This is a genomic window from Paenibacillus bouchesdurhonensis (assembly GCF_900155685.1).
GTDB classification, from domain to species: domain Bacteria; phylum Bacillota; class Bacilli; order Paenibacillales; family Paenibacillaceae; genus Fontibacillus; species Fontibacillus bouchesdurhonensis.
The window spans coordinates 140,163-161,358 of sequence record NZ_LT732547.1 but is presented as its reverse complement, the minus strand read 5'-3'; the positions used below and the strand labels follow the sequence as shown (position 1 = coordinate 161,358).

General features: G+C 43.7%; 20 protein-coding genes and 1 other RNA gene. 8 read left to right on the top strand and 13 right to left on the bottom strand.

What is annotated here, in order from left to right; translation table 11 throughout:
• The first annotated feature begins 15 nt into the window (after positions 1-15).
• Entirely contained in the window at positions 16-258 is a 243-nt protein-coding gene (tatA, locus tag CZ379_RS00935; protein WP_110929884.1) for a twin-arginine translocase TatA/TatE family subunit, read from the top strand.
• Between the two features lie 10 nt (positions 259-268).
• Positions 269-994, top strand: a complete 726-nt coding sequence (tatC, locus tag CZ379_RS00930; RefSeq protein ID WP_110929883.1) for a twin-arginine translocase subunit TatC — start codon at positions 269-271, stop codon at positions 992-994.
• A gap of 78 nt (positions 995-1,072) precedes the next feature.
• Here the strand turns inward: tatC and CZ379_RS00925 are convergent, their stop codons facing one another.
• Together CZ379_RS00925 and CZ379_RS00920 are read right to left on the bottom strand one after the other, a co-directional pair.
• The gene (locus CZ379_RS00925; RefSeq protein WP_110929882.1) at positions 1,073-2,074 is read right to left on the bottom strand and encodes a hypothetical protein; all 1,002 of its coding nucleotides are present in this window, start codon (positions 2,072-2,074) and stop codon (positions 1,073-1,075) included.
• A gap of 133 nt (positions 2,075-2,207) precedes the next feature.
• Positions 2,208-2,882: a uracil-DNA glycosylase gene (locus CZ379_RS00920; protein ID WP_110929881.1), complete on the bottom strand. Its 675-nt coding sequence runs from the start codon at positions 2,880-2,882 to the stop codon at positions 2,208-2,210.
• Between the two features lie 172 nt (positions 2,883-3,054).
• On the opposite strand from CZ379_RS00920, the gene rnhA reads away from it, so the two are divergent.
• Complete coding sequence (rnhA, locus tag CZ379_RS00915; RefSeq protein ID WP_110929880.1) at positions 3,055-3,702, top strand: ribonuclease H; 648 nt, start codon at positions 3,055-3,057, stop codon at positions 3,700-3,702.
• Between the two features lie 302 nt (positions 3,703-4,004).
• Here rnhA and CZ379_RS00910 read toward each other — a convergent pair whose 3' ends face one another.
• Positions 4,005-4,493, bottom strand: coding sequence for a MarR family transcriptional regulator (locus CZ379_RS00910; protein WP_110929879.1), 489 nt, complete (start codon positions 4,491-4,493; stop codon positions 4,005-4,007).
• Positions 4,494-4,655: 162 nt separating this feature from the next.
• Between CZ379_RS00910 and CZ379_RS00905 the strand changes: the two genes are divergently transcribed.
• Complete coding sequence (locus CZ379_RS00905; RefSeq protein ID WP_110929878.1) at positions 4,656-5,399, top strand: nitroreductase family protein; 744 nt, start codon at positions 4,656-4,658, stop codon at positions 5,397-5,399.
• A gap of 58 nt (positions 5,400-5,457) precedes the next feature.
• Here CZ379_RS00905 and CZ379_RS00900 read toward each other — a convergent pair whose 3' ends face one another.
• The 4 genes from CZ379_RS00900 to CZ379_RS00885 all read right to left on the bottom strand — a co-directional run bounded on the left by CZ379_RS00900 (position 5,458) and on the right by CZ379_RS00885 (position 10,815).
• Positions 5,458-6,378, bottom strand: coding sequence for a VOC family protein (locus CZ379_RS00900; RefSeq protein WP_110929877.1), 921 nt, complete (start codon positions 6,376-6,378; stop codon positions 5,458-5,460).
• Positions 6,379-7,252: 874 nt separating this feature from the next.
• Complete coding sequence (locus CZ379_RS00895) at positions 7,253-8,413, bottom strand: cobalamin-independent methionine synthase II family protein (RefSeq protein WP_110929876.1); 1,161 nt, start codon at positions 8,411-8,413, stop codon at positions 7,253-7,255.
• A gap of 311 nt (positions 8,414-8,724) precedes the next feature.
• Positions 8,725-9,978: a mechanosensitive ion channel family protein gene (locus CZ379_RS00890; protein WP_110929875.1), complete on the bottom strand. Its 1,254-nt coding sequence runs from the start codon at positions 9,976-9,978 to the stop codon at positions 8,725-8,727.
• A gap of 390 nt (positions 9,979-10,368) precedes the next feature.
• The gene (locus CZ379_RS00885) at positions 10,369-10,815 is read right to left on the bottom strand and encodes a hypothetical protein (RefSeq protein WP_110929874.1); all 447 of its coding nucleotides are present in this window, start codon (positions 10,813-10,815) and stop codon (positions 10,369-10,371) included.
• 229 nt (positions 10,816-11,044) lie between these two features.
• On the opposite strand from CZ379_RS00885, the gene CZ379_RS00880 reads away from it, so the two are divergent.
• The 3 genes from CZ379_RS00880 to CZ379_RS00870 are packed head-to-tail and all read left to right on the top strand — an operon-like array spanning position 11,045 to position 13,083.
• Positions 11,045-11,800, top strand: a complete 756-nt coding sequence (locus tag CZ379_RS00880) for a PDDEXK family nuclease (protein WP_234404762.1) — start codon at positions 11,045-11,047, stop codon at positions 11,798-11,800.
• On the top strand, positions 11,775-12,212 hold the full coding sequence (locus CZ379_RS27260) for a DUF7669 domain-containing protein (RefSeq protein WP_110929872.1): 438 nt from the start codon (positions 11,775-11,777) through the stop codon (positions 12,210-12,212). Before CZ379_RS00880 ends, CZ379_RS27260 begins: the two co-directional genes overlap by 26 nt.
• A 4-nt stretch (positions 12,213-12,216) precedes the next feature.
• Positions 12,217-13,083, top strand: coding sequence for a hypothetical protein (locus tag CZ379_RS00870; RefSeq protein ID WP_110929871.1), 867 nt, complete (start codon positions 12,217-12,219; stop codon positions 13,081-13,083).
• 184 nt (positions 13,084-13,267) lie between these two features.
• Here the strand turns inward: CZ379_RS00870 and ssrA are convergent.
• Positions 13,268-13,671: a transfer-messenger RNA gene (gene ssrA / locus CZ379_RS00865) on the bottom strand.
• 342 nt (positions 13,672-14,013) lie between these two features.
• On the opposite strand from ssrA, the gene CZ379_RS00860 reads away from it, so the two are divergent.
• The gene (locus CZ379_RS00860) at positions 14,014-15,057 is read left to right on the top strand and encodes a DUF2167 domain-containing protein (RefSeq protein ID WP_234404761.1); all 1,044 of its coding nucleotides are present in this window, start codon (positions 14,014-14,016) and stop codon (positions 15,055-15,057) included.
• Positions 15,058-15,157: 100 nt separating this feature from the next.
• Here the strand turns inward: CZ379_RS00860 and smpB are convergent, their stop codons facing one another.
• From smpB to CZ379_RS00830, 5 genes are all read right to left on the bottom strand, one after another.
• Entirely contained in the window at positions 15,158-15,637 is a 480-nt protein-coding gene (smpB, locus tag CZ379_RS00855) for an SsrA-binding protein SmpB (protein ID WP_110929870.1), read from the bottom strand.
• Positions 15,638-15,803: 166 nt separating this feature from the next.
• Complete coding sequence (gene rnr, locus CZ379_RS00850; protein WP_110929869.1) at positions 15,804-18,410, bottom strand: ribonuclease R; 2,607 nt, start codon at positions 18,408-18,410, stop codon at positions 15,804-15,806.
• 272 nt (positions 18,411-18,682) lie between these two features.
• Positions 18,683-18,916: a preprotein translocase subunit SecG gene (secG, locus tag CZ379_RS00845; protein WP_110929868.1), complete on the bottom strand. Its 234-nt coding sequence runs from the start codon at positions 18,914-18,916 to the stop codon at positions 18,683-18,685.
• A gap of 410 nt (positions 18,917-19,326) precedes the next feature.
• Positions 19,327-20,277 (bottom strand): ABC transporter permease subunit, encoded by a 951-nt coding sequence (locus tag CZ379_RS00835; protein ID WP_110929866.1) that lies wholly within the window; start codon positions 20,275-20,277, stop codon positions 19,327-19,329.
• Positions 20,274-21,191 (bottom strand): ABC transporter ATP-binding protein, encoded by a 918-nt coding sequence (locus tag CZ379_RS00830; protein WP_199925383.1) that lies wholly within the window; start codon positions 21,189-21,191, stop codon positions 20,274-20,276. Before CZ379_RS00830 ends, CZ379_RS00835 begins: the two co-directional genes overlap by 4 nt.
• Positions 21,192-21,196 lie beyond the last annotated feature (5 nt).

Genomic DNA, 21,196 nt, shown 5'->3' with positions numbered 1-21,196 from the left:
AGAGGAGACTTATTTATGCCATTCGGAAATATCGGTATCGGCGGACTCATCGTCATTCTGATCATCGCTTTGATCATTTTCGGCCCCTCCAAGCTGCCCGAGCTCGGACGCGCCTTCGGGCGCACGCTTAGCGAGTTCAAAAGCGCAACGCGGCAGATGATCGACGACGACAAGGAAGACCATGCCGGCGGGAAGGAAGCTTCGCCCGCCTCGGAGCAGGGGACACGCCTGACGGCTGTCGATTCCAAAAAAGGATAAGGAGATCGCCATGAAGGTCGAAAGCTCAGAAACCAGCTTCGTCGGCCACTTGGGCGAATTGCGCCGTAGAATCATTTTTACGCTTATCGCGTTTATCGTGGCCCTCGGCGGCGCCTTCGTTTATGTGAAGGAGATTTATCGCTGGCTTGTGCGGAATTTGGATCAAAAGCTGGCGATTCTCGCTCCATCCGACGTCTTGTGGGTCTATTTAAAACTGGCAGGCGTCGTCGCGATTGCAGTCACACTGCCGGTTGCTGCATACCAAATTTGGCAGTTCGTCAAACCGGCCTTGGAGCCGCGGGAGCAACGGGCATCACTGCTTTACATCCCATGGCTGCCCATCTTGTTTGTGGGGGGCATCTCCTTCGGGTACGGGATCATCTTTCCCATGGTGCTTCAATTTTTGGAAAGCATGTCAGGCGACTTTGCCACGATGTATACGGCGGATAAATACTTCTCGTTTATCCTTAGCATGACAGTACCTTTCGGACTGCTGTTCGAAATGCCGATCACGGTCATGTTCCTCACCCGGATCGGGATTCTGAATCCTGCGCGGCTCGCCAAAGCCCGCAAGCTGTCTTATTTCACCCTCGCCGTGACCGCCGTATTAATCACGCCGCCCGATATCGTGTCTGACGTACTCGTCATAATCCCGCTGTTCCTCCTATACGAGGTCAGTGTCACCTTATCCAAAATAGTTTACCGGAAACGAAGCAAATTGGAGACCGCCGCTTAATACCGCAGCGGTCTCTTTCTATGAGCACAAAAATCCACAACCGAAAACGGTTGTGGATTTTCTGATGGAGGGCAACAGCTACCACTTCTTATGCCTTAACAAATCAGCTACTTGTTGAGTAGCAGGCAGTGCGGATACCCCCAGCACCTCGCATAGATCAAACATTCTGCTTCCCCTAGGAGCATAAGGAGTTTCTTTCTCATACAAAGTATCATAAAACTTATCTACGAAGAAAAACCGATGCGTTATGCTCGTAAGATTATAACCATATTTTTTAGAATCTTCGATTGCGACATGAATTCGCCTCTTCATATCCTCATCAAATTCGCCTTTTTCCACATTGACTTCCAGATCATTGCCTTTCGGTGTCGCGGTAACTACTGCAACTATTTCACCAATCGCTCTCACCGCCTTCTGACTATATAGTCCAAGAAACCTATGCCCTGAAAAGCCGCGTTCAGCATTGTCGTAATATAGGCTTAGTTCTTTGTTTATATTTAATGTCGTACCGGCAAGCTGAACACGCATCCGCTTCCAATCATTCGGAATAAGGCCGCTCGTATAACAGTACTCTCGATAGTCGTCCAACACATCCAGCATCTCATAATTGTGATCATCGAGAACTTCGTGCACACTGCTTATCAAATCATCGAACGTTAAGTGCCTATGTATTACATTGCTTTGCATACTGGCGTTATACTGACTAACTGCCTTGTCGAGCTCATCCTTTGTCCTTGAATCCATCGGGTTTAGATCTAGCGTAAGAAGGACTTTATAGTCTTCATTCTTGAATGACTGCAGATGGTTGTTCAACTGCCCTAACCAAAAATTCCCGTACAACTTGGTCTCCACAACGATCTTAAAGCTGGCCTGCGTAATCGTTGCATCAGGGATGCTGCCCTTACTCTTCTCTTGCAAATTAAAAAGCAGCTCTACAGTTGCGTTCTCCGGAAGCAATTTTTCTAAAAAAGCGAAAAACTTCGCGGACGAGAAAGAGTACAGCCTAGACAACAGGAGCATTGCATTGGCGGTATCCACATTCTCTTTACTATGATACCTCTGAAAATAATGAATTTTCATATTTCACCTCATTGAATCCAGCAATGGCTGGTGGTCGTGGAACATCACTCTCCTCCGAGCACTACTTAACTGGAATAAATTCTTATATTATCCACATCTCAGTACAAATCAGCCGCTATTCCTATTTCGTCTCCTACAGGTTGGGAATTTGCCAATCGATTTCTTGAAGCCCCATCTTTCGCAAAAATTCGTTGGCACGCGAAAACGGTTTGCTGCCAAAAAAGCCTCTATGGGCAGACAACGGACTTGGATGCGGCGAACGAATTAGCATATGCTGTGGGTTTGTGATGATCTCTGCCTTTTTCTGTGCATGGCTCCCCCAAAGCAGGAATACGACAGGCTCGTTTTTCCGGTTGATCGTTTCAATGACTTTATCCGTAAAGTTCTCCCATCCCCTGTTCCTATGCGAATTCGCTTCATGCGCTCTTACCGTAAGCACTGTATTTAGAAGCAATACCCCTTGCTCCGCCCATTTAAGCAAATGACCGTTATTAGGCATGAAGCAGCCCAAATCATCCTGCAATTCCTTGAACATATTTTGTAAAGATGGAGGGGGGCTGATGCCTTCCTTGACGGAGAAGCTTAAACCATGAGCCTGTCCCGGTCCATGATATGGATCCTGCCCTAAAATGACCACTCTGGTGTCAGCCAGCGATGTATAGTGTAGCGCGTTAAAAATGTCGTATTTATCCGGATAAATAGTTCTTGTCCGATACTCATCAATAAGAAACTCCCGCAGCTTCAAGTAATATGGCTTGGTAAACTCCTGCTCTAAATCAGCCGCCCAGTCGTTCTTCAATATAGCCATTTCAAGTTATATCCTCCTGCCCATGTTAAGAAAATATAACCAAATTATATCATACGTTTCCTTTTTAAGAGACTTTTTGCATGTATAAAATAAAAGGAGTTGAATAGATTTCTGTCGAAGCTTAGTTTATAATAATCTAATTTACAAGACGTGAAGTCGAGAAGGGGACGTAATGGCAAAACAAAAATATTATGTGGTTTGGGTAGGCAAAAAGCCCGGAGTTTATACTACGTGGGCTGAATGTCAGAAGCAAACTAATCAATATGTTGATGCAAAGTTTAAATCGTTTAGCAGTAGTAAAGAGGCCGAGCAGGCTTTCCAGGATGGGTGGCAAATGCATTGGGGGCAAAAAAGCACAGTGAAGCCAGCTCAGGAGAGACTGAAATTATCCGCTCAGAATGCTCCAAATGAGGAGATTGATATAGACAGCATAAGCGTCGATGTTGGTTGTAGTGGAAATCCGGGAATCGTGGAATACAAGGGAGTAGATACACAAACGGGTGAACTCCTCTTTTATCATGGCCCAATACAAAAAGGAACAAATAATCTTGGAGAATTCATTGCGATTGTCCATGGACTAGCATATTTGAAGAAAAAGGGCAGCAGCAAGACCGTCTACTCCGACTCTAAAACCGCACTTAGCTGGCTAAAAAACCAAAAAATCAACTCTAATCTTGTCAGAGATGCTACTACAAAAGAAATTTGGGAACTTGCAGATCGAGCTCTGAAATGGCTCCATTCAAACACTTATGAAAACAAAGTATTAAAATGGAACACTGAAGCTTGGGGCGAGATCAAAGCAGATTTCGGCAGAAAGTGAACGGTTCATATTTTAGGCGATACCCTGATGGCTTATGATACGATACCAGAAATTAATTCGTGGGTCTACGCCGCTAAATGCTGCAAGGGTCACACTGTCTTTTATACGCCTCTGTAATTCGGCAAGGTCAAATTTCTTTATTTTAAGAAACGCCTTTGTTACGGAAGCAATCTGCTCCGCTATACCCTTACTCATCATCCCGTTCATCTCTCGGCACGATCTGCCAGGACAAACCATATTTATCTTTCGGCCGTAAAGGATTTATTCAACAATGAGATTGGTAAAACGAAAACCTTCGCAAGCTACCGTAGCCTAGCCAGCTTCTCCAGAAAGTCTGCCACGATTTCCAAAGACGCTGCGTCGAAGCTTCCTAACAGCTCCATCGCTTTCTGATCCTTCTCCTGGTGAAACAGCCGATGCAGTTCGGCCAATTCAGCGCCAAGCGGAGTCATGAAGAAATAAATTTCTTTGAGGTTATCCGGCAGCTGGGCTTTCCGAATCAAGCCCTGTTCTAGCAGTTTACGGGTAATTTTAGAGACGGCGCCTTTCGTTAAGCCCATTTCGCGGGCGATATCGATCCCTATGATGCCGTCATGCGTATTGATGACATCCAAAACGTGCAGGCTTGAGATGGATAGGCGGGGCAGCAGCTTTTTCAGCCGATTGTCGGCAACGCGCTCCATAAGCCAAAGCCGATCCTGATCCTCGTCGTTTTCGCTGATGAGGATCAGGTATATTGATTTTTCGATGCGGTTTTTGAGCTGAAGCAAATCATCACTTATATCTGGCATAAGGCAAGCCTACCTTTTTTCTTTCCATTATATCATGGTTTCCACGGAAACCATTTGACAAAACAACATCCCCTTTGTTATTATTGTTTCCATGGAAACCATATGTTGAAACATGGTCTTCATGCAGCTTCTACAGAAACCATTTATTTGGAGGGGAATTTTATGAATGAGGTCATTCAAGTGATCCGCCAGCATCGCACCATCCGCAAGTTTAAAAATATTCCGTTGACCGGCGAACAAATCGAAGCTATCATCGATGCGGCACAAATGGCGCCGACCTCGGCGCATATGCAGCCGTTCTCGATCATCGGCGTCACAGATCAGGAGCTTCTAAAAAAGATCGCAGCCCGTTCGGAAAATCCGTGGATTGAGGAATGCGGATACTTTTTCATTTTTTGCACCGATCTTCACCGCATAATGTTAGCTGCTGGCCCTGACCAGCAAGAGAAAATGGGCCGCAACCTGAGCTTCTCTTATTTTTACCAAACCGCTGTGCTTAGTTCCGCGCTTGCCCTGCAAAACGCCAATTTGGCTGCCGAATCGATGGGGCTCGGAGCCGTGATCATCGGCGGGATTACCGGGGCTCTGCCCGAACTGGACCAATGGCTGGGACTGCCGGACTTCGTCATTCCTTTGGTGGGTCTTGCGGTAGGCGTCCCCGATGAATTCCCCGAACAAAAGCCGCGGTTGCCACGATCCGCTGTGTTTTTTGAAAACCGGTATGATCATGATCTTAAAGCTACGGTCGAAAGATATGACCGAGAAATTGAGCAATATTATGGCGCGAGGACGAACAGAAAGCAAAAGGCTAGCTGGTCCGGGAAATTCATCGCCATGCTGGATAGGGATTTGCCGTTGGGCGGCTATACGGAATACGTGAGAAGTAAAGGATTTGATCTGAAATAGCACCATGGGTATACCAAACCACAATTCGCCTCCGCTAAATTATTGCTACAGAGTCACATTATCTTTTATAGGCTTTCTGTAATTCCGCAAGATCAAATTTCTTCATTTTAAGAAACGCTTTTGTTACGGAAGCCATCTGCTCCGGTGTACCCTTGCTCATCATTTCGTCCAGCTCTTTCGGCACGATCTGCCAGGACAAACCATATTTATCTTTCAGCCAACCGCATTGCTCGGCTTCAGGAACCGCAGAAAGCTTTTCCCAGTAGTAGTCAATTTCATCTTGTGTGTCGCAATACACCATGAATGAAACTGCCTCGTTGAAACTGAATCTATGCTCGTGCGCGCTGTCCATCGCGGTAAACCACTGATTTTCAAGCATGAATTCAGCGAACATGATCGTCCCTTCTTTGTCGGGCTCCATACCTTTGGGGTAGCGAGCAGTATGTCCCTGCTTTGAGTTCTTAAATATAGTCAAGTAAAAATGAATCGCCTCTTCCGCTTTACCGCATATATCACCGACAAACAGCATCGACGGTATGATCGCAGGGCGGACTTCGCCTTCCGGGTCGGTAAGAATTAACTGCCACGTCAAACCATACTTGTCCTGAATCCAGCCATATCTCTCACTGAACGGATACTTATCAAGCGGCATTAACGCTGTGCCACCATCAGATAATTTGTCCCAAACCTCATTTAATCTCTCTTCCGCATCTGTGTCCTGAGATGGGTCAAAATTAACCATGATAGACACCGATGGATTGATTTTAAAATAGGGCCCCGCGCTAATCGCCATGAACTTTTGACCCCATATCTCAAAAGAGACCAGATCGCTATCGCCAGATGGTGTATTATGTAATGTGGTTACGCTCGTCATTTTTGAGTCCGGGAACAAGGATACGTAAAATTCTGCAGCTTCCTTTGCCTCCTTGTCGTACCATAAATGCGGAACGATTTTTTGATCGGTTATACGAATTGACATAAATCAACAGCCCCTTTAAGGAGGAATTTTGACGCCCTATTATTGTTATATACCGTAATTAAGCTGTTCAAACACTGTTTAGGAATTATTCAATTTAACGAAGAAATTATGACCTTTTATGCTTGAGACTGAACACAGCCCAAGCCGGCGTCGACTTAAGAGAGCTCCAGAAACCCCATTACTTTATCTCTTAACCAGCAGTCGCGTTGGCTGCCCTTTGCTCTTTTAAGGGGATACTGTACCACTACTAGCCAGATTTGTTCGCTCATTCTGATCACCTGCCGTTTTCCGGATAAATATACTATATAAAAGGAATATAGGCCAATGTGGCCGTAAAAAGACGACCTACAGCCTTATCTCTGCGCAAAAAAAACCACTAAACGTTAGGTTTAGTGGTTTTTTCATAGAATTTTTAAGGTATATACATGGGTTATCATTTTCCCCAAGTAATCCCATAATCACATGTAGCATTAATAAAGTTGTTCTACCGGGAGGACTTTAGTTGAAAAATCCAAATGCATTTACGATTTTGCTTATTTTGAACATTCTCTATAGCCTGACCCTGCCGCTATTATGGGTACTCGCGTTGTGGATATGTCACTCTCTTCTTCAGCAAACCCACAGTTAGACTGCCAGCTTACATAAACGCAATCGAGCCCGCAAGCCCTGAAAATGAAGCCGCTGACATATAGTCTCCGGCAATCGCCTCTCTTTCAATTAGCATATCTGCATAGTACAAAATACGAAGCATCTCCAACGATGCCGTACCATTTAAGTGTTCACCACTTTGAGTAAATATACAAATGGCATATCCCTAAAACACAAAAATCCACAACCTCAGTTGGTTGTGGATCTTCAGTAAGGAAGCTAATCCTTATTGGTTCCAATATTGCTCGGCAATTCTTTGTCCTTGATTAATTTTTGCCCACTGCTCCGCCTCAGTTAATTCATTGCCACCATCACAAGAAGCAAATCCACATTGATGAGATAGCAACAATCTATTCTTGTCAATAATACTCGATGCTTCATCAAGCATTCTGATTACACGCTCTTCATCATCAAGTGTATTCGTTTTAGATGACAGCAAGCCAAGTACAATTTCTGTTTCCGGCTTATCCTTGAACACGGCAAGCGCCTCAAGCGAACCCGCACGTTCATCATCCCATTCCAGGAAGAAACGGTCATATTTAAGCTGTTTCAAGAACAGGTTAGCAATTTTCACATAGGAGCCGCCACCCATATTACGGGAATCATAGTTGCCACGACAGTTGTGCGTCCACATTTTCAAACCTAAGCTATGACCAAAATCAATCAATGTATTGTTAATGTCAATAAATTCAGTAGCAAGAGCTTGTACTTCCTCTTGATTGATATTTTCACCGGTATATGGAGAATTCGGGTTGTCATCCGCAAACAGTTCCCATAAGCAATCGTCAAATTGCAGGATTTTCCCTCCAGCGGCAGCGAACTCCTCAACAAATTCCTTATATGCCTTAACGAGGCCATTTTTAAGCTCATGTCTATCTTTATAAACCGCATCTTGGCCGCCAATGTTATCCGACCATGACAACTCTCCAAAAATATGGGATGGGGAAGGCACGCATAGCTTCGTTTCACGGTCGCCAGCAAGAGCTTGCAATTCTTTGAATATTCCAATGAAATGATGGTTCTTTCCGCTCAATTCACCTGTAATTCGCAAACCAATATCTTTTCGTGTCTCATATTTCGAACTTCCATCCATGTCACGGAAAAAGTATCCATGATCCGCAATATAGCGATTGACACCTTTAAATCCCCAAACAAAATCTAGATGCCACATCGATTTGGAATATTCACCATCCGTAATAATTGACAAGTCCTGATCCACTTGTTTTTCAACTACAGCCTGAATTGCCTCAGTTTCACACTGCTCATAGCCCTCAAAATCTTGATAAAACGGATAGCTGATGTCGTCACGATGTTCTATTTGTGTTTTATATTTCAATAGCTCGGACGGCCGCAACAGACTACCCACTATTTGGAACTTACTGCTCATTCAAAAAACCTCCCCGATCTCTCATGTCGTAATGCTTTAGATTGTAGCATGGAAGAGGTATTATAACGTAACACCCAAAAGTCATAACTAGTTATAGCTAAAAGCTATAACGAGGTGCCAGTGGCTGAAAAATACAGCTTATTTAAAATCAAAAACGCATAGCAAGATATATCATTCTCACCAAACCAAAAAGACATGAATCCGGTAAAGTACCGAACTCATGCCCCGCTAATCGTCTAATCGCTGATACCAGATTTATTTTAGTTATGCCTTCACCTTGCAAACCGCTTCAACTTACCTCCGATTCGATCTCAATACCCCCGCGAAAATTGCGTGCTCTCTTTGAGTTGGGCGATATCGTGGCCCGTTGGATTTTGGAAGGCGCGAAGCCCAAATGTCGGCGCAACCGCAAAAATGTGGTCAAAGATATCCGCCTGAATCGATTCATACACTCCCCAGTTGGTATCATTGCTGAAAGCGTAAATTTCCAATGGCAGTCCGTTATCCCCCGGTGCTAACTGTCTGACAATCAGCGTCATCTCCTGGTGAATTTTCGGATGATTCCGCAGATATTGATGGATGTATTCTCTGAATACGCCCACATTCGTAAGCTGTCTGCCGTTCACTTTGCTTTCCGTATTAATCCGGTGTTCCAGATTGTATGCGTTAATTTCATCTAATCTTGTCGTGACATATTCGGCAAGGAAGTGAATCTTCTTGAATTCCTCAATCATTTCCTCGGTACAAAAGCTTATGCTGCTCGTATCGACATAGAAGCATCGCTTAATCCTTCGGCCACCGGATACTTGCATGCCTCTCCAATTCTTGAAAGAGTCCGAAATGAGCGCATAGCTCGGAATCATTGTGATCGTCTTATCAAAATTCCTAACCTTTACCGTGTTTAACGTAATGTCGATCACATCGCCATCCGCATTATATTTAGGCATTTCAATCCAGTCACCGACACGCACCATATCATTCGATGATAATTGAACACCTGCCACCAGGCCTAATATGGAATCCTTGAAGATTAGCATCAGAACAGCCGATAGAGCACCAAGCCCACTGAGAATAATCAAGGGATTCTGACCGATGAGATTCGAGATCACCACAATGCCGCCAATGATGAATAGAACGATTTTCACCACCTGAATGTATCCCTTAATCGGTCTGATCTTAGAGATTTCAAACGAACGATAAATCGCATCAAAAGCATTGAGCAGTGCATTAAGTACCGCGATGGCTACAATAATCATGTACGTTAGTGCAGCCTTTTCAATCCAAGCTTGATAAAGCGGAAAGATGGACGCAGAATAATAAATGATGATAGCCGGCACGAGATGCGACAGCTTATGAAACACTTTTTTCTCCAAAATAATATTATCCCATGTATACCTATTGTTATGGACGATATGAATAATCGTCTTCAACACGATTTTTTTGGCTATGAAATTAGCCAGTATACAGATCACAGCTATAAAAATGACCATGATCATATTCGAAAGATATCCAATGGTTTGTTCGCTCATGCCGTATCCGTCTAGTAGGTTTTTAATAAATTCCATTGTCTCCTCCTAACACAGTATAGATTAGCCTATTATTATAAGTTAGATTCTAGTGCTAAGCAAAGTCCAAGATAAGACATCATGGGGTTGATTTGGAAGGCAAATGATAAAAGTATAGAAAAAGCAAAAAAACCACCTTCAACGGTGTTTTTTTGATGGTACTATGGAAGCGAAGGGAGTCGATCCCCTGGCCGAAGGCAACGCCACATAAACGAGCTTCGCATGGGTGTAGTGACAGTTTTGATGTCACCCAAAAGTCAGTGCTTTATGTCTAGCATTGAAAGCGATACTTAAACACCCTGTAACCGGCTTCTTCCTTAGTCATCCAGTACAAGCTACGACTCCATTTTAAATCTTTTATATAGAAGGCATCCAAAAAACAGTATATAGCTATCTTGTAGATATAAAATCTTTATATGTAATTATAGTATGAACTATACCAAAAATAACGGTTGGTACTATGGCAAAATAATTATAGAGCCACATTTCCGCTAATATGAAGTAAATAACCGGAAAAACTGCCATACATAAAAATACAAGTATATTTTTATGTCCAGCAAATAATAGAATCCATAGCACATAATAAGCAATCAAAAATATTGCCATACTAATTATGTAATTGCTTTTGAATGGTATCGTTTGTTTTGATATAACAATCACAAGAAGAGCCATATACATAAATTGGCTTCCATGCTCAATTAAATCTAACACTTTATGATTTTCTGCAGACCCTCCTGTTGATATTGAATTTGGAATAGCAAAATAAAGTATGTTAGGTATCATAGGTAATAAGACAACCAAAAAACCTTTCCAAGAAAATCCCCAATAATAATCCATGCATAATTGCTCCTTTTGAGCAAAATATAAATAACCTCACCAATGTACACAACTTTACTCTGTCACAAAAACTATATTTTCGCAATGATCATGTCTCCATTATCTCGAAATATCAAGCCCTATAAGCATGTTTTTGCTTAATGGGATCAGTTGGCTGAGTTTGTTAGGGATTGTTAAAGTAATTAAAATATCTGAACTTAGGCTGAATCAAGATTAACGCGGCACAGCGATGGAATTAAATAATTTTGAAAGATTCACTTCCAATCGACGTTACATAATTCAGATTTATTCAATATGTAGAAGAAAAAGCAGGTACAATGACCCAAATTGTCGTACCATTATGTTGGTAGCACACATCTATGAAGAATTAATCAAAGTAAAGATGGAAAATAAACTAATGGGATTATATAAACTTGCGGTAAAATCCGATAATCTAACATCCGGCATTTTGAAGAGAGTTATCGTTGGCAATATCGATTATGAAAGAGATTTTGAATACTGGTTAGAGAACAGTCCAAATGTCCTCTTTGAAGAAGATGATGGCGACACGTTAATATGGGTAGGTCGGCAAGTAAGAGCATCAATCGGAGATACTGGAAAGTATCCTGATCTAATCGGCATTGATTCATCAGGAGATCTAGTAATTGTTGAACTTAAAAAGGGAAAAACACCTCGTGAGGTTGTTGCACAAGCTTTAGAATACGCGGCATGGGCATCGAGCTTAACATATGATGAACTAAACAATATTTCCTGTGAATATTTCAAATCTCGAAGCAGTTTTGAAAATTGTGATTTATTACAAGCTTTCAAAGATGTTTTTCATCCAGATGGCGAAGACGATATACAGATTGAATTTAATCGAAATCAGAAAATCTTTATTATAGCTGAAGAGGTTACTCCTATCATCAGGCAAGTTACATCCCATCTACGCACCAAGTATCAAATGAAGATTTTTTGTATTGAATATAAAGTCTATAAAATCTGAACAAGGAGAATACATCACCAGCACGGAGAAAATTGGTAGCTACGAGGATTTAGGTGTAGCTTCTTCATCAAAGGTCAGAACTAACATTAATTCCCCAAGATGGAACCAGCCGATCAAAATCAAAGATGCAGTTCATGAGGCAGTCCAAACGATTACTAACAATGATCTATCTAAAGAATTCCGACTTTCCGATGTATATAACGAGTTGGTAAAACAGTATCCTGATATAAACCGTTCTACTGTTGATTGCCAAGTCTATTGTGATTGTGTGAACCATACCTCCCGAAGACATTATCCTTCTGGACAGAAAGACTTATATTATCGAACAGGAAAAGGTGTTTACAGATTGTATAATAAGTCTCTGGATGGAGAATGGGATTGGGAAGGAAAGCAGATAGGGAAGGAGAGCTAGAAACATGACTTTTTTAGGTTTGGAAAAAGCAGATAGAGAAAAACTTCAATATGAAGTTATCTCCGATAATGCTCGTTTGCAACTAACACGTTTAATTCGCAGAATATCAACAAGCGACAATTCTGATATAGAAATATTGCGGCAAAACAGGTTTATTAATATAGCGAGAAATGTTCTAAATTTACCGTTGTATGTTTTAGAAGCTGATTACTTGGGTCAATACAATGAAGTAGAGTATGCTTGGCATATAGGTGAAATTGAGCTTATTATGCGTCGCCCTGACACAATTCAACTTATTGAAACACTCGCTGATTACATTGAAAATAATCTGATCGATGCAGATTTGGTAATGAAAATTTTATGCGATGATGGTTGTTCATTTCTTATTGAAAAGATTGGATATGAAGGGCATGCTCATGTACAAATTTCATCCATCGAAGATATTGAAGAAAGTCCTTTTTCGAACGAGCATCCAAATATAAGGTTACTTATAAATCGAATGGAACGCTCTCTGTTCGATAAGGATTACTCAGCAGTTCTACACTCAAGTGCTTCAATTTTTGAGACATTAGCTAAAGACATTGTTAATTTGCAAACTATTCAAAATAAGAGTTTAGGCAACTTTTTTGAGAGGTACAGACATGATTCCAAATTACCAAATCCAATACTCGATTACATTCACGAGATATTTCGACGGAGGAATACTGAACCACTTGCGGGGCATGGGAACCTTCAAACCCCAACAATAAATCAAGAAGAAGCTATTGTATTAACTGAAATGACAAAAACCTTTGTACGAATCGAAAGGAAACTCGCCATACCACAGTTAAAGTTAGACGGACACGTTAATCATGCGGATCAAAGTAATTAAGTAATAGCAGTATTCTTAGATATTTTGTACACTTACTCGAAGCGGCACCACCACCTACACTATCAGAAATATTTCTTATTCATCGTTAGCATCACCACAATTCCAGCATCCAAGCGGTTTTACCAACCGCAACGCATACGAAAACACAAAAAAGCGACCTCACGAGGTCGCTTTTCTGATGGTACTATGGAGGCGAGGGGAGTCGAACCCCTGTCCGAAGGCAACGCCACATAAGCTTCTACGGGTGTAGTGACAGTTTTGATGTCACCTGAAAGTCATTGCAAAGCAATGGCTAGCATCGTAAGCGATACTCGAACTCCCTGTCACCGGATTCCCTTCAGGTCAGCCTGGTTGTCTTCTTCAGCTAGCCGCAGGCGGAGACTAGACAGCGTATCCCACTAAAGTTGGGCCCTCATCCCGGTACATGGGCGATACAGAGCGAGAGCACGTCTGCAGGTTATTAAGCTGCGAGAGCGTAGTTTGTTTGTTGTTTGCCGTTTAATTGGCTTTAGCGTTGATAAAGCGGACGCGTCCCCACTACCCGCTACCTATGCTCGATCTACCCCCGTCGAATCCAAAAACGCCCCCGTAATAAGATAAGCGGTCTACAATATACCGCCCGCCTAAACGGTGATTCGAATGGGTCGGCTATCGAGGCCGATCATTCCGCGCATAAGTGCTGTTTGCACTTAGTATAGCCAATTCAGCGAATATCGCTTCAACTTGACTACAATCATTATACCACTTTCACCATGTTTCATGTCTGGTGATTTAATGGCAGCTAGACCATAATTGTAGCAACCTCAACATCGAAATGCAAGTTTTCAAGCCGCTAATACCAGCTTACAAGGTAATATTAAACATTAATCTACAAAATATAACACCATTCTCCGATATAAGTGGTTGGACAAACTAATATTGGAGGATGTTATGAAAATTAGCTGTTTTTTCAAAAGTCATGCAACACATTTTATGATGGCCTGGATTCTAGTCATCAGTACCTTGGCCGCGCCTTTATCCGCCAGTGCTGAAGCCGTCAATGAAACCAACCTGAACTGGATTCAGGGCTCGGACCAGCCGTTACCCGTGGGGGACATCGCGCAGGTCAATATTAATGAAGATTACGTGTTTCTGAATGGGGCCGATGTTAAAGCCTATATCAGACAATATGGACAAGTCCCTTCTGATCTAGAGATCGGGGCTGTTTTTCCTATAGACGAAGATGCTTACTGGGTAACTTACTTCGAATACGTAGACTCCGGTCATATCTCGGATGACGAGAAGACCGAGATCGATGCCGACAAGCTTCTGGATAGCTTCAAAAAAGGCACAGAGGAAGTCAACAAAGAAATTGCAGAGCACAACCGTCTTTATGTGGAAGGATGGGACATCGAGCCGACTTATAACGAATCCTTGCGGAGCCTCACGTGGTCTTTACTCCTTCATAATTACAAAGGGGAAAAGATCATTAATTATCATGTCCGCATATTGACGCGTACTGGCTACCTATCCGTCATTCTAGCCTCAGACCCTGAGAACCTGGCCGCAGACCGTGCGAAAATGGAGCGCGACATCCTGCCGAACCTTGTGATTAACCCAGGGAAAACCTATGAGGATTTTGATCCTGCGGTCGATAAAAAGTCCTCAATGGGATTAACAGGACTCATCCTGGGAGGGGCAGGGCTGGCGGTTGCCAAAAAAGCGGGACTGTTCGGCTTGCTTGCCGTACTGATCAAAAAGTTCTGGTTCGTGTTATTGCTCCCGCTCGTGTGGCTGTTCAATAAGCTCCGCGGGAAAGGCAAGAACAAGCAACAGGAAGATCCCGACCTAGAGACTGACCTAGAGGACGGAGTAGATCAAATCTCCCACAACTCCCATCCAAGCGATCCACAGCAAGAAGCTGACGAAGACTCCAGATTCAAATCAAAGTTCGAACTTGAAGATGAAAATAAAAAACCGCCAACCTCTCTCTAGGAGGCATCAAAAAACCTCGGATTTCAGCAAGCATCATGCCGCTGTGATCCGAGGTTTTGCTTATGTTCCGAAGCTTTGCTTCTATGTTAGTAGAGTATGATTACCGCGCAACCTTCTGCTTCTCGCGAAGCACGCGCTGGATGTCACGCTGAGCATCCCGCTTGGCTGCGGCTTCCCGTTTGTCATACTGCTTCTTCCCTTTACCAAGGCCAATCAGCAGCTTGGCATAGCCGTTGCGGATATAAATCTTCAGCGGCACGATCGAGTATCCTGCCTGCTTGGACAAGCCAAGCAGCTTGCTGATTTGCGCCTTATGCAGCAGCAGCTTGCGAGCACGTGTCGGATCGGACGGATTATTCCGATTCCCTTGCTCGAACGGGCTGACATGCATATTGTGAATGAAGATTTCCCCGTTGCGAATTGTCGCAAATGCATCGCTAATATTCGCTCTTCCACCTCGGATCGACTTGATCTCTGTTCCAGTCAGCACGATGCCTGCCTCAAAGGTGTCCTCGATGAAGTAATCATGGGAAGCCTTCTTGTTCTGTGCCAACACCTTGCCATCATTCTTCTTACCCACGTTCATCCTCCTCATCACCATTTTGCCAGGTCACTGACTCTAGTATATCAGAAGTCAATTGTATCAACTCCCTGNACCGCGGGCGCTCACAACAAGCGGCCCCACCACTGGGGGCCGCCGCGAATGGCCGCGCCGTTCCGGCCACGGCCAGCCGCATGCGCAAGAGCTATCGCTTCTTGCGCGGCGGCTTCCCATCGGCGTCCGGCGCACCACTGGTGCCGCCGCCGATGAAAATCCCGCTCGCGGACGTCTTCTTCCGCCGTGAGCCCTTACCTGCCGCGCCGCCGCCCGCATTGCGGCTCGTGGCCGCCGGCCCTGCAGCATAGCCCCCCTTGCCGGAGCCAAAGCCAAAGCTCACCGCTGGCCCAGCATCTAGAGCAGCGGCTCCCGCACCGCGCTTGCTGCGCTTGCCTCCGGCCGCGGCTTTGCCTTTACCGCCAGCGACTCCTTTGCCCTTACCCCCAGCGGCTTTGCCCGCCTTGCCGAACGCCTTGCCAGCACCGGCCTTCTTCCCGGCTTTACCGCCGCCATTCTTGCCGCCTTTGCCGCCAGCTCCCTGCCACGGTTTCCCACTCTTGCCGCCAGATCGTCCGCCGAAGCCGTCTTCGAAAGAGCCTTCTCCCCGGCGCCGCGGCTTCATATCGACCATCTCGAAATCGATCGTATGATCGTCCATATTGACCCTGGCTACGCGAATCTCGACCTCATCACCGATACGGTAAATCTTCGACGTGCGCTCCCCGATCAGCGCCATATGCTGCTCATGGAAGTGATAATAATCGTCCGTCATCGCACTAAGACGGATCAATCCCTCCACCGTGTTCTCCAGCTCGATGAACATCCCGAAGCTTGTCACGCTGCTGATAATACCCGGGAACTCTTCCCCGACCTTATCAAGCATGAACTCGGCCTTCTTCAGCTGCTCCGTATCTCGCTCCGCCTCTACGGCAACCCGTTCCCGTTCGGACGATTGCTGGGCGATTTCTTGCATTCGGCTGTTCAAATAGTCTTGACGTGCTGCCGTAAGCACCCCGCCACTCTCAATGACCTCGCGAATCACCCGGTGAATGACCAAGTCTGGGTAACGACGGATCGGCGAGGTAAAATGCGTATAGAACTCAGCAGCGAGTCCAAAGTGCCCGGTGCTTTCCGCATCATATTTCGCTTGCTTCATGGAGCGCAGCATCATCGTGCTGATGACCGTCTGCTCCTTCGTGCCTTGAATATCCTCCAGCAGCTTCTGAAGCGCACGGGGATGAATGTGATCTCCCTTGCCGCCCTTGACCGTATACCCGAAGTTTGCAACGAACATCATGAAATTCAGCAGCTTTTCTTGATCCGGGTTCTCATGGATTCGGTAAATAAACGGAATCTTGAGCCAATGGAAATGCTCCGCCACCGTCTCATTCGCTGCCAGCATGAATTCCTCGATGATCTGCTCCGCGATTGAGCGCTCTCTTTTGACGATATCCGTCGGCTTCCCGTTCTCGTCTACAATGACCTTGGATTCCTCGAAATCAAAATCCACCGCTCCGCGGCGCATCCGTTTGCTTCGAAGCTTAAGCGCCAGCTCCTTCATTAGGCGGAACATATCCACCAAGTCGCTGTATCGCTCCGTTACCTCCGAATCTTCGTCCTCCACAATCTTACGGACGTTCGTATACGTCATCCGCTCCTTCGTGCGAATCACGCTCGTAAATATATCATGCTTCACGACCTTCATCTGCTCATTGAATTCCATTTCGCACGAGAGCGTAAAGCGATCCACCTTCGGATTCAAGGAACAAATGCCGTTCGACAGCCGGTGCGGAAGCATCGGAATGACCCGATCGACCAAATATACGCTGCAGCCCCGGTTGTACGCCTCCTGATCGAGCTTCGATTTCTCGCGAACATAGTAGCCGACATCGGCAATATGCACACCCAGCTTAATGTTGCCGTTGGGCAGACGTTCTACGTTGACCGCATCATCTAGATCCTTGGCATCCTCGCCGTCAATCGTCACGATTACCTTGTCCCGCAAGTCCCGCCGCCCTTGCTTCGCAATTTCTGCCGGATCGATCTCTTCCGGCGTGTTCAACGCCTCTTCCATCACATCCTCGGGAAAAGCCTCCGGCAATTGATGTTTGCGAATAATCGACAGTATATCGACGCCCGGATCATCCTTATGTCCGAGAATCTCGATAATTTCGCCTTCTGCCGCAGCTCTGCCTTCTGGATATTGAACGATGCGCACGACGACCTTTTGTCCGTTTGCCGCCCCGCCAAAAGCCTCTTTCGGAATAAATATATCGCGATTAATTCGCTTATCGTCCGGTATGACAAAGCCGTAGGCCTCTTCATTTTGGAACACGCCGACAACCTGGGTAATAGCGCGAGTAACGACCCGTACGACTTCCCCCTCCAGCTTGCCGCCCGCCACACTTTTAGAATTGACGCGCACAAGCACGGTATCGCCATTCATAGCGCTCTTGAGATCATTCGCATGAATATATACGTCGGGATGCTCGCGATCCTCTGGAATGAGAAAAGCGAAGCCTTTGGCATGACTCTGCAACCGTCCCCGCACCAAATCCATCCGTTCCGGCATGCCGTAACGGTGAGTTCGCGTCAGTATGATTTTTCCTTCCTGCTCCAAGCGGTTCAGCAGCTTCAGGAACTCCTTGAATTCCTTCGCGTCCGCAATATGGAAATGCTCTTCAAGCTCTTGATAGGTCATCGGTTTATAAGCGGTCTCCCGCATAAAATCAAGCAACTCTGACTCTGTTACCATAACAGCTCACCTCGGCCCGGCTCGTCCTTAACCGGTATGTATTTTGGGATGCTAATTTCCATGAAATACTACAAATGTTCTTCATGTATATACCCTAGTATACACGAATTTAACCGTCCGCATCCGTTTCTCCTTAAATCCCCGAACTGCATTTTTCCCCTGAATCGCATCTTAACTGTCCTCAAATTTCTAGGCTGGCAATCACTTGGGACATCAAGGATCAGTACACAAAAAAAACCTCGTTCGCAAAGAACGAGGCTCTCTACATTTACTTATTTAATTGCAACGGCAACAGCAATGGCCAGGATAAAGAATCCTGCAGCCAGCCCAACGGTAATCCGTTCCAGAACGAGCTCCATGCCGCGTGCCTTCGCCTTACCAAATAGATGTTCCGCTCCTCCGGAGATGGCGCCGGTAAGACCAGCACTCTTACCTTCCTGCAGAAGGACTGCCACAATTACACCGATGGAAAAAATAATGAGCAACACTTTCAAAAACAAATCCATTGTATCCACCTCCTAAGTGAGAACATCCAAAATTCCATAGCTGAATATAATTATGATTCCATTATGTTATAAACAGAAAACTTTAAAAACAGCATTACTATTGTATCATAACCTCCAAGGAATGACAACTTAAACAAGCTAACTTATCACCTGCGGCTCCTGTCCTACATTCGATACCTAATCCAAAGGCCGCAGGTGCTTAATTATGTTTTCAAAAAGTTCTGGATATAATTCCATCCTTAAATTACACGTAACAGTGCTATTCATTTCAATATAAATTTTGTTATTCTTTGCTCCGATCCGTAAAACATAGGTTGGATCCTTATAAGCTATGACTTGATTGTGGTTATACTTAACAGTAAACTCTCGGTACTTTTCCTCTTTATTCATGGATTAGGCTCCTTTAATGTTCATGTTATATCTCTCTTGCTAAAAATGATCACTGAAACAAATCCAAACACAATCAAATAAGCCGATAGGATAAAAACAGAAAATGAAAAACTCATTCCTGAGGGGGGAATGCCCTCTACATATTGATATAAGTTAGTATTTGTAAAGAACAAATATTTCGCAATACTCTTATCAAGAAAAGACAGAATGCTTCCCGTTATTGTTCCTGTAAATTGAATGAGTATGCTTAGGGTTAAGGCAAGAGTATTTTTTTTAAAAATAGTAGATAACATGAAAGCAAAAGCAGCGATCATGATTGTTCCAACCAGCTTAGCACCAAAATATTGAAGGAAATGAAGCCAGATTGAGACATTCCTTATACTATCTTTAAAAAAATAAACATAACGGGTCGAAGTATCATTAAGTCGGAACGCTACTAATCCTATAATAGATGACATACATATTAACGTTATATAGAAAAGCAATGTTACCAGTATAATAGAAAAAAATTTGGCCAACAAAAACTTCCATCTACTTACAGGGTTCATTAACAAATACTTGATCGTTCCCCATTGATATTCCTGAGACACACTACTGGAAGCCAACAATATGATAAATAATGTGATGATGCCTGTGTAACCAGCCGTAGACTGAACAAATCCAAAAGCAGTGTCATTATATAGAGGTGGTATATCATTTGCAAGTCTATACTCATATAGATTTATCATTTTTTGAATATTACTTTTTTTAAACTCAGGCGGTACACTATCATCTGAAAGTTGAGCACGAAGTTGTTGTATTTCACCGGAGATATGGCTCCTCCAGCCCTGTGAAGGACTTTCTTTTGAACTCAATGTCACTATTAACGTTAAAATAATTATTGACAGCAGCAAAACCATCATAATCCATAGTATTCTACGCCTATACAATTTCAAACTTTCATTTGCTATTAAACACCCGAGTAGTTTCATTTTATGCCTCCTGAAGATTTTATGAACCGCTCTTCAAGAGATTCTGTCTGTGAGGTAAGTGAGTACACTTTTACATGATTTAAAACCAACTGCTCTACAGCAAGAGGGATATCGTGATAAGGAATACTAATTGTCAGACCATGACTCTCGTTCATATCTACCACATTTTCTTGAAATAATTCCAGTGCACTACTATAATCTTTTCTATCTATCTTTATAACAACCCTTACCTTAGAATTTCTTGATTCATTCAAAAATTCGCTTATGGGGCCATCATATCTAATCTCTCCCTCTCTAATAATCAAAATACGATCACACATGAGTTCAATTTCAGATAATAAATGACTGGAAATAAAGATAGATATTCCATTTTCCTTAGCAATCATCTTTAAGTATTCTCGTGTTTCCTGAATTCCTTCCGGGTCTAAGCCATTTGTAGGCTCATCAAGAACTATCACATCAGGGGAGTAAAGAAGTGCATTGGCGAGTCCCAGTCGTTGTTTCATTCCTAAGGAATAAATACCAAACTTGTGATGAATATCTTTAGATAAGCCAAGCAGTTCAACTACCTGTTTAATTTTATTCACGTTCTTACTGCCACGTATTCTTTGAAAATGAACCAAATTGTCAAAACCAGACAAAAATGAATACATTTCAGGATATTCAATAATACCGCTCATGTGAACTAAAGCTGCTTCTCTATTATTTTTAACACTTTTCCCTTTTACTATTACATCGCCTTCAGTAATCGATATTAAACCCATCATCATTTTCATAGTTGTTGATTTTCCTGAACCATTCGGCCCTATAAATCCAATTATTTCACCAGGATTAATCTTAAAGTTTAAACATTTTATAATATCTTTACCCTGTATTTTTTTGGTTAAATTTATAGCTTCCACAATTGGCTCCAACATGA

Bases quoted from the DNA above. Each gene is read 5' to 3' on its own strand.
- CZ379_RS00860 (WP_234404761.1), top strand. From the start codon at position 14,014: ATGAAAATTAGCTGTTTTTTCAAAAGTCATGCAACACATTTTATGATG.
- CZ379_RS00925 (WP_110929882.1), bottom strand. From the start codon at position 2,074: ATGAAAATTCATTATTTTCAGAGGTATCATAGTAAAGAGAATGTGGAT.
- CZ379_RS00880 (WP_234404762.1), top strand. From the start codon at position 11,045: ATGGAATTAAATAATTTTGAAAGATTCACTTCCAATCGACGTTACATA.
- CZ379_RS00910 (WP_110929879.1), bottom strand. From the start codon at position 4,493: ATGCCAGATATAAGTGATGATTTGCTTCAGCTCAAAAACCGCATCGAA.
- CZ379_RS00885 (WP_110929874.1), bottom strand. From the start codon at position 10,815: ATGGATTATTATTGGGGATTTTCTTGGAAAGGTTTTTTGGTTGTCTTA.
- CZ379_RS00900 (WP_110929877.1), bottom strand. From the start codon at position 6,378: ATGTCAATTCGTATAACCGATCAAAAAATCGTTCCGCATTTATGGTAC.
- CZ379_RS00920 (WP_110929881.1), bottom strand. From the start codon at position 2,882: ATGGCTATATTGAAGAACGACTGGGCGGCTGATTTAGAGCAGGAGTTT.
- CZ379_RS00835 (WP_110929866.1), bottom strand. From the start codon at position 20,277: ATGAAACTACTCGGGTGTTTAATAGCAAATGAAAGTTTGAAATTGTAT.
- CZ379_RS00905 (WP_110929878.1), top strand. From the start codon at position 4,656: ATGAATGAGGTCATTCAAGTGATCCGCCAGCATCGCACCATCCGCAAG.
- CZ379_RS00895 (WP_110929876.1), bottom strand. From the start codon at position 8,413: ATGAGCAGTAAGTTCCAAATAGTGGGTAGTCTGTTGCGGCCGTCCGAG.
- rnr (WP_110929869.1), bottom strand. From the start codon at position 18,410: ATGGTAACAGAGTCAGAGTTGCTTGATTTTATGCGGGAGACCGCTTAT.
- CZ379_RS00870 (WP_110929871.1), top strand. From the start codon at position 12,217: ATGACTTTTTTAGGTTTGGAAAAAGCAGATAGAGAAAAACTTCAATAT.
- tatA (WP_110929884.1), top strand. From the start codon at position 16: ATGCCATTCGGAAATATCGGTATCGGCGGACTCATCGTCATTCTGATC.
- secG (WP_110929868.1), bottom strand. From the start codon at position 18,916: ATGGATTTGTTTTTGAAAGTGTTGCTCATTATTTTTTCCATCGGTGTA.
- rnhA (WP_110929880.1), top strand. From the start codon at position 3,055: ATGGCAAAACAAAAATATTATGTGGTTTGGGTAGGCAAAAAGCCCGGA.
- CZ379_RS00890 (WP_110929875.1), bottom strand. From the start codon at position 9,978: ATGGAATTTATTAAAAACCTACTAGACGGATACGGCATGAGCGAACAA.
- tatC (WP_110929883.1), top strand. From the start codon at position 269: ATGAAGGTCGAAAGCTCAGAAACCAGCTTCGTCGGCCACTTGGGCGAA.